The sequence below is a fragment of the Micromonospora ureilytica genome, assembly GCF_015751765.1.
Lineage (GTDB): Bacteria > Actinomycetota > Actinomycetes > Mycobacteriales > Micromonosporaceae > Micromonospora > Micromonospora ureilytica.
On sequence record NZ_JADOTX010000001.1, the window covers coordinates 6,141,786 to 6,156,510 of the forward strand.

The 14,725-nt window shown below is 72.6% G+C and carries 11 protein-coding genes; 7 read left to right on the forward strand and 4 right to left on the reverse strand.

What is annotated here, in order from left to right; translation table 11 throughout:
* Positions 1–10: 10 nt before the first annotated feature.
* Positions 11–1,315, reverse strand: coding sequence for a sensor histidine kinase (locus IW248_RS28165; RefSeq protein ID WP_124819094.1), 1,305 nt, complete (start codon positions 1,313–1,315; stop codon positions 11–13).
* A 369-nt stretch (positions 1,316–1,684) separates the two neighbouring features.
* On the opposite strand from IW248_RS28165, the gene IW248_RS28170 reads away from it, so the two are divergent.
* The 6 genes from IW248_RS28170 (at position 1,685) to IW248_RS28195 (ending at position 8,367) form a co-directional block, all read left to right on the forward strand.
* A complete protein-coding gene (locus IW248_RS28170; protein ID WP_124819092.1) occupies positions 1,685–2,455 on the forward strand; it encodes a redox-sensing transcriptional repressor Rex in 771 nt (256 codons plus the stop codon).
* Positions 2,452–3,849, forward strand: a complete 1,398-nt coding sequence (locus IW248_RS28175; RefSeq protein WP_196929361.1) for a glutamyl-tRNA reductase — start codon at positions 2,452–2,454, stop codon at positions 3,847–3,849. The genes IW248_RS28170 and IW248_RS28175 overlap by 4 nt, the downstream gene beginning before the upstream one ends.
* Entirely contained in the window at positions 3,846–4,814 is a 969-nt protein-coding gene (gene hemC / locus IW248_RS28180) for a hydroxymethylbilane synthase (RefSeq protein ID WP_196929362.1), read from the forward strand. The genes IW248_RS28175 and hemC overlap by 4 nt, the downstream gene beginning before the upstream one ends.
* The gene (locus IW248_RS28185) at positions 4,811–6,391 is read left to right on the forward strand and encodes a bifunctional uroporphyrinogen-III C-methyltransferase/uroporphyrinogen-III synthase (protein WP_124819086.1); all 1,581 of its coding nucleotides are present in this window, start codon (positions 4,811–4,813) and stop codon (positions 6,389–6,391) included. Before hemC ends, IW248_RS28185 begins: the two co-directional genes overlap by 4 nt.
* 21 nt (positions 6,392–6,412) lie before the next feature.
* Positions 6,413–7,396, forward strand: a complete 984-nt coding sequence (gene hemB / locus IW248_RS28190; protein ID WP_196929363.1) for a porphobilinogen synthase — start codon at positions 6,413–6,415, stop codon at positions 7,394–7,396.
* A 395-nt stretch (positions 7,397–7,791) separates the two neighbouring features.
* The gene (locus tag IW248_RS28195) at positions 7,792–8,367 is read left to right on the forward strand and encodes a helix-turn-helix transcriptional regulator (protein ID WP_196929364.1); all 576 of its coding nucleotides are present in this window, start codon (positions 7,792–7,794) and stop codon (positions 8,365–8,367) included.
* 66 nt (positions 8,368–8,433) lie between these two features.
* On the opposite strand, the gene IW248_RS28200 is transcribed toward IW248_RS28195, so the two are convergent.
* From IW248_RS28200 to IW248_RS28210, 3 genes are all read right to left on the reverse strand, one after another.
* Entirely contained in the window at positions 8,434–11,712 is a 3,279-nt protein-coding gene (locus tag IW248_RS28200; RefSeq protein WP_196929365.1) for a lamin tail domain-containing protein, read from the reverse strand.
* 92 nt (positions 11,713–11,804) lie between these two features.
* Positions 11,805–12,821 (reverse strand): GNAT family N-acetyltransferase, encoded by a 1,017-nt coding sequence (locus tag IW248_RS28205; protein WP_196930397.1) that lies wholly within the window; start codon positions 12,819–12,821, stop codon positions 11,805–11,807.
* A gap of 72 nt (positions 12,822–12,893) precedes the next feature.
* A complete protein-coding gene (locus IW248_RS28210; protein WP_196929366.1) occupies positions 12,894–14,345 on the reverse strand; it encodes a lytic transglycosylase domain-containing protein in 1,452 nt (483 codons plus the stop codon).
* Between the two features lie 37 nt (positions 14,346–14,382).
* Between IW248_RS28210 and IW248_RS28215 the strand changes: the two genes are divergently transcribed.
* Positions 14,383–14,598: an FmdB family zinc ribbon protein gene (locus IW248_RS28215; RefSeq protein ID WP_196929367.1), complete on the forward strand. Its 216-nt coding sequence runs from the start codon at positions 14,383–14,385 to the stop codon at positions 14,596–14,598.
* The last annotated feature ends 127 nt before the right edge of the window (positions 14,599–14,725 follow it).

Consider the following 14,725-nt stretch of genomic DNA (forward strand, 5'->3'; position numbering starts at 1 on the left):
GCCGGACCGCTCATAGGGGAAGCTCGGCGCGGATCTCGGTGGGGCCGCCGGTCGGGCTGACCACCATCAGTTCGCCACCGGCGGCCCGGACCCGGTCGGCGATGCCGGCCAGCCCGTGCCCCTTCGCCAGATGCGCGCCGCCCTGCCCGTCGTCGCCCACCCGTACCTGCAGGTGGGTGCCCTGCCGCGCCACGGCCACCGTGGCCTCGGTGGCCCGGCTGTGCTTCGCGACGTTTGTCAGCGCCTCGGACACCACGAAGTACGCGGTGTTCTCCACTGCCGGGTCGAGCCGTCCGGCCGGGGTGCCGAGCTGCGGGTCCACCTGGAGCTCGATCGGGATCAGCCCGCGGCCGGCGATCGCGGCCAGGGCGCTGGGCAGGCCCCGGTCGACCAGGATCGGCGGCGCGATGCCCCGGGACAGCGCCCGCAGTTCGGCAAGCGTGTCCCGGGTCTGGGCGACCGCCTCGTCGATGGTGTGGCCGGCTGCCTCCGGGTCCGAGGCGAGCTGCATCCGGGCCCGACTGAGGTCCATCGCCAGCCGGACCAGGCGCTGCTGGGGGCCATCGTGGATGTCACGTTCCAACCGGCGTAGTGCCGAGGCCTCGGCGGACACGGCGGCCCGCTTCTGCTCCTCCAGCACGGTGATCCGGTCGCGCATCTCGGCCACGCCGGTCAGCATGGCCTTGGCGAAGCTGGCCTGGAGCAGCGCGCAGCCCCGCACCACGATCGGCAGGGTGATCAGGAAGAACACCCCGAGCGCGGTGTACAGGCCGATCCGGGCGGTGGTCGAGTCGCCCAGGCCGAGCAGCTGCGCCAGGTCCTGGTCACCCTCGCCGTCAGCCCGGGGCAGGGCCCAGTCGTAGGCCCAGTAGAACGAGCCGGTGATCGCCGCGGCCCACCACGACACCGTCACCACGAAGGTGCCCGCCGCCGCGATCAGCCGCAGGATGCCGTGCGCAAGGTCGAGCCACGACTGCGCGTCGCGCATCGGCACGAAGATCCGCCGCCAGGCGTTCGCGCCCGCCTCGGGCAGCCGGTAGCGCGGCCGGATCCGGGGTTGGTGGAGCACCGCGGGCAGCCGCAGCCGCTCGATGTCGGCCAGCCCACGGGCGGCGTACAGGGTGCCGCTGAGGATCGGCAGGCCGATCACCGTGACCACCAGGCCGATGCCGACCGCGAGGCCGACGATGAGGACGACGAAGCTGGCCAGCGCCAGCGGCAGACCGAGCAGCACGTACCCGGAGTCGACGAAGAGCTGGCGGGGGATGCTCGGTGCCAGCGTCGGTCGGTCGCTGGTGGCGGCAACGGCGGTCATGCTCAAAGGCTAGGCATCTGGGCTCGGTGCACCCATCCCGAAACCCCGCCTCTCCTCCGTAGTGCTACCCCCACCCCGCCAGGAGGGCCCTGGCCAGGGCGGCGCGGGATTGGTCAGAGAAGTCGGGATTGAGCAATAATCGCCCGGGGCCTGGGGTGGACCTGGGCGTTCAATCGATCTTGTGGAATGGAGGTGCTGGTGAGGTCGCGCCACGCAGCGGCAAGATCGCGATTTGTGCACGTCTTCACAAGCGCCTACGCTGTGACTCCGACGCGCCCTGCTAGCACAGCCGGCATCCTCGGTCGCCAGCGGGAGTCCAGAAACGGCCGACCAGCAGAGTTGGCCGAGGATCGCACCGCACGGAGTCTCATGAGTCAGCACCGTCACCCAGGCGCGCCCGGCCGCGCCGGTGCCGTACCAGCGCTCCCGGATCTGCCCGAGGCAACAGTTGCTCGGCTCCCGGAGTACCTGCGCGCGCTGCACAACCTCGCCGACGCCGGGCACGAGACCGTCTCCAGCGAGGGTCTCTCCGCCGCCGCCGGGGTCAACTCCGCCAAACTCCGTAAGGACCTCTCGCACCTCGGCTCGTACGGCACCCGGGGCGTCGGCTACGACGTCGCGCTGCTGATCGAGCAGATCGAGTATGTGCTCGGGCTCACCCAACGCCGGGCGGTCGCCCTGGTCGGCGTGGGTAATCTCGGTCACGCCCTGGCCGGCTACGACGGCTTCGCCAGCCGGGGCTTCCGGATCGCCGCACTGCTCGACGCCGATCCCTCCCGGGTCGGTGAGGAGATCAACGGCCTGGTGGTCCGGCACGTCGACGACCTGCCGACAGTCGCCGCGGAGGAATCCCTCGCGATCGGCGTGATCGCCACCCCGGCCGCCGCCGCCCAGCAGGTCGCCGACCAACTGGTCGCCGTCGGCGTGACGAGCATCCTCAACTTCGCGCCGTGCGTACTCTCGGTTCCGGAGGGGGTCGACGTGCGCAAGGTCGACCTCGCCATCGAGCTGCAGATTCTGTCCTTCCACGAGCACCGCAAGGCGTCGCTGACCGCGCTGCCCGCCACCGGCGGGTCCGCTCTCACCGCCCTGCCGGGCGGGTTCGCGGCCACCGACACCCAGGAGGCGATCGGCACGTGAAACTGCTCGTCGTCGGCGCGTCCTACCGGACCGCCCCGGTCGCCACGCTGGAGCAGCTGGCCGTGCCCCCCGCCGACCTGACCCGCACACTGGACCGCCTGGTCGCCCAGCCGTACGTGGCCGAGGCGGTGATCGTCTCCACCTGCAACCGGGTGGAGGTCTACGCCGCCGTGTCCGGTTTCCACGGTGGGCTCGGCGACGTCTGCGCCGTGCTGGCCGAGCAGGCCGGCAGCTCGCCGACGGCGCTCGCCAGCCACCTGTACGTGCACTACGACACCGCTGCCGTCGACCACGTCTTCCGGGTCGCCACCGGTCTGGACTCGATGGTGGTGGGCGAGGCGCAGATCCTCGGCCAGCTGCGCGACGCGTACCACTGGGCCACCGGCGCCGACTCGGCCGGCCGACTGCTGCACGAGCTCATGCAGCAGGCGCTGCGGGTCGGCAAGCGGGCCCACGCCGAGACCGGCATCGACCGGGCCGGCCAGAGTGTCGTCACCGCCGCACTGGAGCTGGCGGCCGGGCACCTCGACGGGGACCTCGTCGGCCACCCGGCCCTGGTGGTCGGCGCCGGCGCGATGGGTTCACTCGGGGTGGCCACGCTGTCCCGGCTGGGCGCCGGGCCGCTCACCGTCAGCAACCGGGGCGCCGACCGGGCCGTCCGGCTCGCCGAGTCGTACGGGGCGAGTGCCGCGCCGATGACCGAGCTGGCCGACACCCTCTCCACAGTGGACATCGTAGTGGCCGCCACCGCGTCCACCGAACCGGTCCTCACCCGGGCCGTGGTCACCGCGGCGCTGGCCCGACGCGACCCGGCCCGGGGTCCACTGGTCCTGCTCGACCTGGCCGTCCCGCGCGACGTCGAGGACGGCGTCGCCGAGCTGCCCGGCATCGAGGTGATCGACATCGACCGGATGGCGGCGCTGCTCGCCGACGGTCCGGCGGCCGCCGACGCCGCAGCCGTCGAACGCATCGTGCTCGGCGAGGTGGAGGGCTTCCTCACCTGGCTGCGCGGCGCCGACGTGGCACCCACAGTGGCCGCGCTGCGTGGCCGGGCCGACGACGTGGTCACCGCCGAGCTACGCCGACTGGCCCAGCGTCGCCCCGACCTCGGGGACGACCTGCGGGCCGAGGTGGCCCGCACCGTGCACCGGGTCGTGCAGCGGCTGCTGCACCAGCCCACCGTCAAGGTCCGTCAGTTGGCCGCGGAGCCCGGCGGCGACCAGTACGCGGCACTGCTGCGCGAGCTGTTCGACCTCGAGGTGCCGCAGACCTCACCTGTCGACACCGTCCCGGACGTGCTGACCCCCGACCTCGGCCTGGCGTTCCCCGGCACCGACCCGGTGTCCGGAGCCGACGCCGCCGAACCGACCCCACCCACCGGAGGTGCGCGATGACCGCCCCCCTGCGCCTCGGCACCCGGGGCAGCGCCCTGGCGATGGCTCAGTCCGGCCAGGTCGCCGAGGCGGTGACCGCCGCCACCGGCCGGCCCGTCGAGCTGGTCGAGGTGGTCACCGCGGGCGACCGCTCCAGCGCACCGGTGCACCGGCTGGGCGTCGGGGTGTTCGTCTCCGCCCTGCGCGACGCGCTGACCGCCGGGACGATCGACTTCGCCGTGCACTCGTACAAGGATCTGCCCACGGCTGCCGCCGGCGGGCTGCACATCGCGGCGGTGCCGGCCCGGCAGGACCCGCGCGACGCGTTGGTGGCCCGCGAGGGCCGGACGCTCGCGGAACTGCCGCCCGGGGCCACCGTGGGCACCGGAGCGCTGCGCCGGATCGCCCAGTTGCACGCCCTCGGCCTGCAACTGGAGGTCACCCCGGTCCGCGGCAACGTCGACACCCGCCTGGGGCGGGTGCTCGGCCCCGAGGCCGACCTCGACGCCGTCGTCCTGGCCCGGGCCGGTCTGGCCCGACTCGGCCGGCTCGACGTGATCACCGAATCGCTTGACCCGATGCTGATGCTGCCCGCGCCCGCTCAGGGCGCGCTGGCAGTGGAGTGCCGGGTCGACGACCAGGACCTGGTCGAGCTGCTCGCGGTGCTCGACCACGCACCGTCGCGTGCCGCGGTCACCGCGGAACGCGCGTTTCTGGCAACCCTGGAGGCCGGGTGCAGCGCACCCGTCGCCGCCTATGCCGAACTCGCCGAAGGCGAGACCGGCGATGAGATCTACCTGCGCGGGGCGGTGATCAGCCCGGACGGCACTCGTGACCTCCGGCTGTCCCGCACCGGAACGCCCGCCGACGCGGCGGAGATCGGTAAGGCACTCGCCGCCGAACTCCTCGAACTCGGCGCCGACTCGATCCTCGGCCACGAAGGACACACCGGCCCGGGGACCCAGCAATTTGGGAGCACAGAATGACCCGCACCCGTAAGCCCGTCGGCCGTATCGCGTTCGTCGGGGCTGGCCCCGGTGACCCGGGCCTGCTGACCCGTCGGGCCCACGACGCCCTGGTCGACGCCGACCAGGTGATCTACGACCGGGGAGTCCCGGAGTCGTTGCTCGCCGTCGTTCGCGCCGAGGCCAGGGACGATGCCGAGTTCACCCCGGCCGAGGGCGCGCCGGGGGACGTGGCGAAGGTGCTGATCTCCGCGGCCCGCTCCGGGCTGAACGCGGTGCACCTGGTCGCCGGCGACCCGTTCGGGCACGACTCGGTGGTCAAGGAGGTGCAGGCGGTGGCCCGCACCGCCGCCCACTTCGAGGTGGTGCCCGGCGTCGGCCAGGCCGAGGGTGTGGCCACCTACGCCGGGGTCCCGCTGCCGGGCGTGCGTACGGCCGCCGACGTCGAGGACGTCAGCGCACTGGACTTCGAGGCGCTGGCCACGGCCGTCGGCCGGGGCTCGCTCGCGCTCGCCGTGGACGCCGGTGACCTCGCCGCCGTCCGGGACGGGCTGCTCGCCGCCGGGGTCGACGGCACCACCGGCGTCGGGGTGACCGGCGACGGCACCGGCGAGACCCAGTACACGACCACGTCGACCGTGGACAGCTTCGTGGCCGCCGCGCTCGGCTTCACCGGCCGGGTGGTGCTCACCGTCGGCGTCGGGGTGGGGCAGCGCGACAAGCTGAGCTGGTGGGAGAACCGCCCGCTGTACGGCTGGAAGGTGCTCGTACCCCGGACCAAGGAGCAGGCCGGCGCGATGAGCGCCCGGCTGCGCGCGTACGGGGCGATCCCGTGCGAGGTGCCGACCATCGCGGTCGAGCCGCCGCGCACCCCGGCGCAGATGGAGCGGGCGGTCAAGGGCCTGGTCGACGGCAGGTACGCCTGGGTGATCTTCACGTCGGTGAACGCGGTCCGCGCGGTCTGGGAGAAGTTCGCCGAGCACGGCCTGGACGCCCGGCACTTCGGCGGCGTCAAGATCGCCTGCATCGGTGAGGCCACGGCGGACGCGGTCCGCGCGTTCGGCATCCAGCCGGAGCTGATCCCCGCCGGGGAGCAGTCCTCCGAGGGTCTGCTTGCCGAGTTCTCGCCGCACGACGAGATCCTCGACCCGGTGGGCCGGGTGCTGCTGCCGCGCGCCGACATCGCCACCGAGACGCTCGCCGCCGGGCTCACCGAGCGCGGCTGGGAGGTCGACGACGTGACCGCGTACCGGACGGTGCGGGCCGCTCCGCCGCCCGCCGAGATCCGCGACGCGATCAAGTCGGGCGGTTTCGACGCGGTGCTCTTCACCTCGTCCTCCACCGTTCGCAACCTGGTCGGCATCGCTGGGAAGCCGCACGCGCGGACCGTTGTTGCCGTCATTGGGCCCAAGACCGCGGAGACCGCGACGGAGTTCGGCCTGCGGGTCGACGTCCAGCCGCCGCACGCCTCGGTGCCCGACCTGGTGGAGGCGCTCGCCGCCTACGCCGTCGAGCTGCGCGAGAAGCTGGCCGCCATGCCGGCCAAGCAGCGCCGTGGCTCGAAGGTGCAGGGCCCGACCGCCCTGCGCTTCCGGTAGTCGTCTCCGAGGAGGCCCCTCATGTCGTACCCCGAGATCCGGCCCCGCCGGCTGCGCCGTAACGCGGCCGTGCGGCGGCTGGTCTCCGAGACCCGCGTCGACCCGGCCGAGCTGGTCGTGCCGATGTTCGTCAAGGAGGGGCTGACCGAGCCCCGGGCCATCGGGTCGCTCCCGGGGGTGCTCCAGCACTCCCGGGACTCGCTGCGCAAGGCGGCGGTCGAGGCGGTCCAGGCCGGTGTCGGCGGGATCATGCTCTTCGGCGTGCCGGAGCAGCGGGACCCGACCGGCTCCGGCGGCATCGACCCGGACGGCATCCTCAACGTCGCGATCCGTGACGTGGTGGCCGAGGTGGGTGACGCCACTGTGGTGATGAGCGACCTGTGCCTCGACGAGTTCACCTCGCACGGGCACTGTGGGCTGCTCACCCCCGACGGCGAGGTCGACAACGACTCCACCCTGGCCGCGTACGCCGAGATGGCGGTCGCCCAGGCCGCCGCCGGGGTCGGCATGGTCGGGCCGTCCGGGATGATGGACGGCCAGGTCGGCGTGGTACGCCGGGCGCTCGACGCCGCCGGGTACCAGGACGTCTCCGTGCTGGCGTACGCCGTGAAGTACGCCTCCGCGTTCTACGGCCCGTTCCGCGAGGCGGTGGAGTCGGCGCTGGAGGGCGACCGGCGCTCCTACCAGCAGGACCCGGCCAATCTGCGGGAGTCGCTGCGTGAGGTCGCGCTCGACGTCGCCGAGGGCGCCGACCTGGTGATGGTCAAGCCGGCGCTGCCGTACCTCGACGTGGTGTCGGCGGTGCGGGCCGCGGTGGACGTTCCGGTCGCCGCCTACCAGGTCTCCGGCGAGTACGCGATGGTCGAGGCGGCCGCCGCGAACGGCTGGATCGACCGGGAGCGGGTGATGCTGGAGACGCTCACCTCGATCAAGCGGGCCGGCGCGCAGATCATCCTCACCTACTGGGCCGTCGAGGCCGCCGGCCTGCTCCGCCAGCGCTACTGACAGGTGGCCGTGACGGCTGGGCCACCTGCCGCGTCTGGCGGGTCCCTGGCCCCAACGCCGTCCCGCCTCGCGGATTCCTGGCCCCGGTGCTTTCCCGCCTCGCGGATCCCGGGCCTCGACGTCTCCATGTCAGCCTTTGCTCTGCACCCGCGGATGCGACAGCTACGGACCGTGACCGGTGCGTATTGGGGTGCAGAGCAAAGGCAAAGGGTTGGGGATTGGGTTCCCGCTCCCTTGCGGCGAGGACGTGCTGCTCGATGCCCACGGTTTCGCCGGCCGTGCCGGAGCCAACCTCCGTACGGTGACGAGCGCCCGGTTGTCCACAGGTCCTTCCGTTGTCCACAGGCCCGCCGAACGGGACAGCGAGGAACGGAGCGAGCCGGGACGGTGGCGGCATGGACGACTCACCGACACCCCCGGATGTGGGAGCACCCAGCGCCGACGGTTGGATCCCCGACGGTCCGAGCCCCAGCACCGTGCAGCGGAAAGTCATACTCAGCGAGCCCTCCGACACCCCATGGCCGGTCGTTGGCATCGTCCGGGCGCTCCGTCGTCATGCCGACCTGAGCCAACGTGAGCTGGCCCGGTGGGCGGGGGTGCACCACGCGACCATCGGCCGCATCGAGGCCGGTCGGACTGTGCCGAGCATTGAGCTGCTCCGCCGGATAGTCGGGGTCGTCGGATGTCGACTGGCCGTCGTCGACGAGTTCGGCCGGGTGCTCAGGCCGATGCGGGACTGGGAGGACACGCGCGACGGTGCGGGGCGCCGCTACCCGTCGCACCTGGACACCATCCTCGACCCCGAGCCGGGGGAGTGGTGGGCGGACATCTACGGGCTGGCCCGCCCGCCCGAGACGTTCTACCGCAATCGGGAGGTCCGGGACGCGATGCGTCGGCGCAGCCAATGGGAGGTGCGGGTAGCCAGGCACCGCGGGGATCCGCCGCCGCCACAGGTCTGGCGGTACCGCTGACGCAGAATGGACGACGGCCCGCCGCCCGAGTGGGGTTCGGCGGGCCGTCGTCGACCACATCCGTGATCAGTCGTCGTTGGTGATCGTTCCGGTCGCGAGCGGGTCGGCCAGCCGCAGGCCGGGCACGCCGGCCACCAGCAGCGTCAGCCTCTCGTCCGCCTCCCGCCTGCGGTCACCGCGCACCGTCACCGGGAACGCCACAGACGTCTGCCCGGCGGCCAACACCTTGCAGCCGGCGTACGGGTCGAAGTCCGAGCCCGCCTGCGCCGTGAGGCCGACGCTGGCGGCGCAGAGCAGAACCGACTGAGACAGTGGCCGGGACACGGTGGCGTTGAAGGTGAGCTGTCGGGTGCCCTGGTTGCCCTCGGCCACCGTCGCGTCGGCCACTGTCAACGACGCACGGGACCGGAACCGGGCCACCTGCGGGTCGTGGTCACTGGAACCCCGTGACCCGTCACCGGCGAACTCCGCCGGCCAGTCGGCGTTGATGTGCGCCGCCCGCACCTGCACCAGGTCACCGTAGAACGTGTCGTTGACGAACAGGTGGTCGAGGGTCTGCGCCTGCCCCTCGAAGCTGTACGAGTAGGCCGAGGCCGGCACGTCCGCGACGAGGTTGTCCCACAGGTTGTGCAGGCCCGCCTCGTAGAGCGGCGCGAGCTGGTCCGACGGTGTGGGCTGGTCGCCGGTGGCGATGGGATCGTCCGGGCGGGGGAAGACGTTCAGGTCCCCGCCGTAGACCACCCGGGCGGTCTGGTCGGCCGCCTCGATCGCGGTGACGATCGCCGCCCCGTAGCGCGCCTGCTCCCGCCGCTGCCCGACCCGGCTGTCCGGGCCGGAGGAGTAGTGGTTGCTGAGCGCGTACAGGGTGAACCGCTCGGCCGAGCCGGGCGCCGCCGCCACGCTGAACTTGCCCAGCTGCGGAGCACGGGTGAAGACGTTGGTCCCGTCCCGACCGGTCGAGGTGTCCACATCCGAGGGCAACACCGCGTTGAGGGCCTTCGGGTTCTGCACGTCGGCGTTGGCCGGCAGCCCCGGCGCCCGGTACTGAACTGTCGGTGCCGAGCCGAGCAGGGGGTCGTTCGCAGTCGCGGCCGCCAGCGACACCCGGTCCGTGCGGTAGAGGAAGGCGGCGGTGATACCGCGGGCGTCCGCGCCGGTCCGGTCATAGGCGGCGGCGTACGCGGGCCCGCCGGCCGCCGCCACGGCGAGCGCCAACTCCTGGATGCTGTCCGGAGCGCCATCGGCGTCGTTGGTGTCGCCGCAGCTCAGCGCAGCCTCGGAGACCGTGCAGATGTCCTGGTCCTCGGCCTCCTGCACCAGGATCAGGTCCGGTGCGTGCAGGTCCTTGACGATCTGGTCGGCGAGCGCGGCCAGCTGCTCGCGGTATTCCGCCTCACTGCCCGGGACGTAGTCGAACGGCGGGGCGACGCCCACGCAGCCGGCGTTGCCGGCGAAGTCGCAGCCGTCGAACGGGTCGTCGCGGTAGTCGTACAGGTTCTCCACGTTGTAGGTGGCCACTGCCACCTCCTGCGACCGGTCGGCCGGCTTGGGCGGGTTGTTCTTCGACGGGTCGGCCCCGGCGGCGAACTCCGCCCGCTCGACCTGGACGCCGTACTTCTCGAACGAGTAGTAGACCCCGCCCACCGCGTCCGCCCGCAGCGTGTCGAAGGTGTGCGCCGGCGGGAGCAGCGCGGCGCTGTCCCCGGCGGTGGCCTTCACGCCCATGCTGCCGAGCAGCGTCCGCTGGCCGTTGCCGTCGTCGAAGCGGCGGGTCGGGTCGTTGTCCAGCGGGTGCGAATCGCGGAAGACCCGCCGGGAGTACGGGTCGGCGCGGTCCAGCAGCGGGTCGTCGCGGTCGACCACCCACAGCTCCGCGTCGGCGGTGGAGGAGAAGACATCCCGGCCGCTCACCGCGCCGCTGCCCGCGCGAACCCGCATCCGGGAGCCCTCGTGCCGCTCCCAGAAGCGCTGCGCGTCGGTCAGCACGGCCGGCGGCACGGCGTCGGTCACCGCGACCGCGGTGTCCACTGCCAGGCCGCCGCCGATCCGGCGGACCAGCGACGCGCCGGAGAGCTGGGTGAAGTTGTAGTACTCGGACACCCGGGCCCGCAGCACGACCTCGTCGCCGACCGTCGGCACGTAACCGCCGATCAGCGAGGTGAACGTGCCCATGAACACGAAGATGCCGTCGGAACTGGTCGGGTCGCCGTCGGTGTCACCAACGCGGCTCTGCAGGAAGAACCCGTGTTGCTCCGCCCCGGCCGAGGTGCGGGCCACTGTCAACTGGGTGATCACGCCGCGTACGTCGTACATCGTGCTGCTCGTGCCGTTGCCGCTCGCCGGTGCGAGCGGTGACCTGTCGGCCGGACCGGACTCGGAGTCGGTGGTCGAACCCTGCACCTCGCCGACGGTCAGCTCCCGGGTCACCTGCACGGCCAGCGCGCAGCTGGCGGTGCCACCGCCCGCGTCGGTCGCGGTGAGGGTGACGGTGTACGCCCCGGCGGCGAGGTCGGCGCTCACGCCGACCGTGGCGCGGGCGGTACCGCCCACCCCGTCGGCCGGGGTGAACGCGGTGCGGGTGATCGAGCCGGAGGTCGGGCTCGGGCTGATCGCGGTCACCGCCAGGCCGACGACCGTGTCGTCGGGGTCGGCGGCGGTCACCTCGCGGCTGGCGGCCGTGCCGGCGGCGGTGACCAGCGGCCCACCACAGGTCAGCGTGGCCGGTACGTCGACCGGGCCACCGCCGTCCACGGTGTGCGCGCCCAGCCCGTCGAACGTGTCGACGGGGAAGCCGGCCCACTGCGGGGCGGGGTCGAACGCGTCCGACGGGTCGGTGTCACCGGCGGTCACGCTCGGCAGCCGGCGGACTGTGTTGTCAGCGGTGCTGGTGACGCCGGCACCCCACTCGGTGCCCGGGTCGACGCCCACCTGACCGATCGAGTCGAGCACTGTGGTGCCCCGGCGCAGCACTATCGCGTCGTCACCGTTGAAGAGGCTCGCCCCGGTGGTCTGGTCGGCCTGGGCGAGGATGGCGGCCCCGGCCGAGGCGCTGGCGAACACGAACGCGTCGCCGGCGGCCACGCTGCCGGTCAGGGCGATAGTGGTCGCCGTGGTGGAGCCGTTGAAGTAGAGCTGCAACTGGTAGCTGCCGTCGGTCAGATCGACGGCGGCACCCGTGCCGTTGAACAGCTCGATCGCCTTGTTGTTCGACGAACCCTCGACGTACTCCGAGATGAACAGGTCGGTGGGCGCGGCGCTGGCCGCGATGGGTGCGACGCCGAGCGCCGTGACGGTCACGGCGGCGGTGGCGGTCGCGAGCGCGGCGATTGAGCGGCGCGGGCGCATAGGGCCTCCACGATGGGTGGATGGGAGTCAACGCACGTTAAGGTGCGCGACTGTCCACCGTCCATCCCCTAGTGGACAGTTTCGTGAATTCCTCAGCGCGGCGGATCGAGGCGGTGCACCAGCTCAGCGACGTCGACGCTGTATTCGCACCAGTCCCGGTCGGGGCGGTAGCCCAGCTCCGCGTTGACCTTGAGCATCGCCTCGTTGGCCTGCGCGTTCCAGGTCTGCACCTCGATCAGCTCCGGCTCGGCGGAGCGCAGCTCCAGCAGCATCCGAGCCTTGATCGCCCGATCGATGCCGTAGCCCCGGTGATCCTGCGCGACGATCGTGTCGTACTGGTCGGCGCGGGTCGGGTGCTGCGCCGGCACCACCACCTCGGTCAGACCGGCCACCTCGCCACTCTGCTCGTGCCGGGCCAGCACGATGTACGGCTGCATGCCCCGCCGGTGCAGCGTGTCGAGGCTGTCGCGCAGCCGCTCCGGGTCGTAGGAGCTGGGGCGCAACTCACCGTCGTCGACGTCGCGCACCTCGGCCTTGGCCCGCGCGTACGCCTCGATCAGGTCGTCCGGCGGCCCGCCCGGGTAGAACTCCAGCTGGTAGCCCGCCCCGATGCCGGTGGCCATCTCGGCCAACTCGGCCCAGTCCACAGCTGTCAGGTCGAGCACGCTGCGCGTCTCCACGTACTCCCGGTTGAAGCCGAGCGACTCGTAGAACCCGACCGCGGGCGTGTCACCGACGACCTCGACCCCGATCGACCGGAAGCCCTCCTGGTAGACCCGACGCGCGGCACGCAACACCAGGTCACGGCCGAGGCCGCTGCGCCGCGCGGACGGGTGCACCAGCACCTCGAGCACACCGATGTCACCCAGAAGGAGTACGTGCACCTGGCCGAGCACCGCGCCCGTGTCGCCCGGGGCGGTCGGTTCGGCCTGCGCGATCCAGGAGATTCGCCGCTCACCGGGCATCACCTCGGCGAGGTATTCCCGTAGTGAAGTCTCCCGCCAGGGCGGGTCCTGCGGCAGATCGGCCGCCAGGACCGCGTTCAGCGTGGCCAACAGCGACGCGATCTCGGCGGACGACGCGGTCCTGGGGTCCCACTCGCGCACCATCACCCGTCTAGCTTGCCGCTAACAGAGGCCCGGGGGAAGTGTCCAGTTCTCCAACGTATCGAGACGATCACTTCATGGCCGACTGGCCCGTCCGTACCGGTTCGCGGTGTCGTAGACGTCCTGGGCGTACCGCCGTACATCGTTGTAGGAGAGGATCGCGTTCCACCAGTCGCCCGGGATGCTCAGGTTCCGGCCGCCCTTGCAGAGGTAGTTCCCCGCCGCCAGGGCCGCGTCGTCCAGGTCGTGCGGATCCTTGCGGCCGTCATTGTCGGCGTCCGCGCCGATCTCCTGCCAGGTGGTCGGGATGAACTGCATCGGCCCGATGGCCCGGTCGAGGGTGGCGTCCTCGTCGAGCGCCCCACGGTCGGTGTCGATGATCCGCATCCGACCCTCCTTCCCGTCCAGCGGCAGCCCGAAGATATTGGGCACCGCCTTGCCGTCCTGCCCCAACCGCGCCCCGTTGGTCGAGCCGTGATCCGATTCGACCTTTCCGATCGCGGCCAGCGTGGTCCAGCTCAGCGCACAGCTGCGGTTGGTCTGGGCGAGCGCCAACTCGGCGTAGCCGTACGCCTGCATCGCGACCGCGGGGATACCGACCTTGGCGCCGACCTGCTGCGCCCAGCCGGCCAGGGCGTCCGCCGGTCGGCCACCGATCACCGCCCCGGTCGGCAGCCCGTTGCCGGGCAACCCGCCGGTGGGCAGTGGGAGGGTCGGCAGCGGCCCGGTGGGCAGCGGCCCGGTGGGCAGGCCGGACGGTACCGCTGTCGGCGCGACCCCGGTCGGCGCGGCCGAGGCGTCGACCGCCACCGGACGCGGTGCGCGGATAGCGGCCGGCACGAGCAGCGCTCCCGCCGCGCCGGTCGCGGCCACCAGCGCCAGCAGGAAGACACCGGGCAGGGTCAGTCGACCACTCGGCCGGCGAGACCAGGCGCGGGTCGCCCGGGCCGCGGAGGCCGCTGCCCGGCGCGGCGGCATTCGTACCGCGTGCGCGAACTGCACCCGCCGCCGACGGGCCGGGTCGGACGCCGGCACGACCGGAATCTCATCCACAGTGGTCTTCGCCGGATCCGCGGCACCGGTCTTCGCCTCGTCAGCCGGCGTGTCGGCGCTCGACCCGCCGGCCGGCTTCGGTGCGGCCGGGTCACTGGCGCTGCCGTCCGCCTTTGAGTCCTCGCCCTTCGTGGCGTCGGTCTCGGGAGTGTCGGCCGTCCTGCCCTCGACCTTCGTGGCCTCGGTCTTGACGGCCTCGACCTTCGGGTCGTCGACCTTCGGGTCGTCGGCCTTCGTGGCCTCGGCCTTCGTGGCCTCGGGCTTGGGTGCCTCGGCTGGCGCGGTCGCCGGTGGCGTGGTCGGCCTATCCGCCGAACGCCCGCTCAGCCAGGGGCGGCGAGGGCGGGGCACCTTGCGCACCGGATCGGGCGCGGCCCCCGAGCCTTCCAGCGGCCCGTCCAGCGGCGCGGCCGGTCGTAACGATTGCACACGCGTGTCGTCCTCGCCGTCCACCACCTGTCGAGTATCACTCATGCTCCGCCAACCGCCAGATCCACGTACCCTGGGTGGCATGCCCCGGTACGAGTTCCGCTGCCGCGCCTGCGGCGACACCTTCGAGGTCAACCGTTCGATGGCGGCGGCCGGTGAGCCGGCCAGCTGCCCACAGGGACACGCCGACACGGTCAAGCTTCTTTCCGCGGTCGCGGTCACCGGCCGGGCAGGTGCCGCCGGTGGTGCCCCGGCACCCGCCGCTGGTGGTTGCTGCGGCGGCGCCTGCGGCTGCTGATCGGGCCAATTCGCCACCGCCTGGTGGGCCGGCCTTGCCGGGAGCGGGTCCGAGTGGCACGTTGGGGCGGCACTTGCCCGGCCGTTCTCACGATGTGTGATCGTTCGGACTCAGGCAGCATGAACCC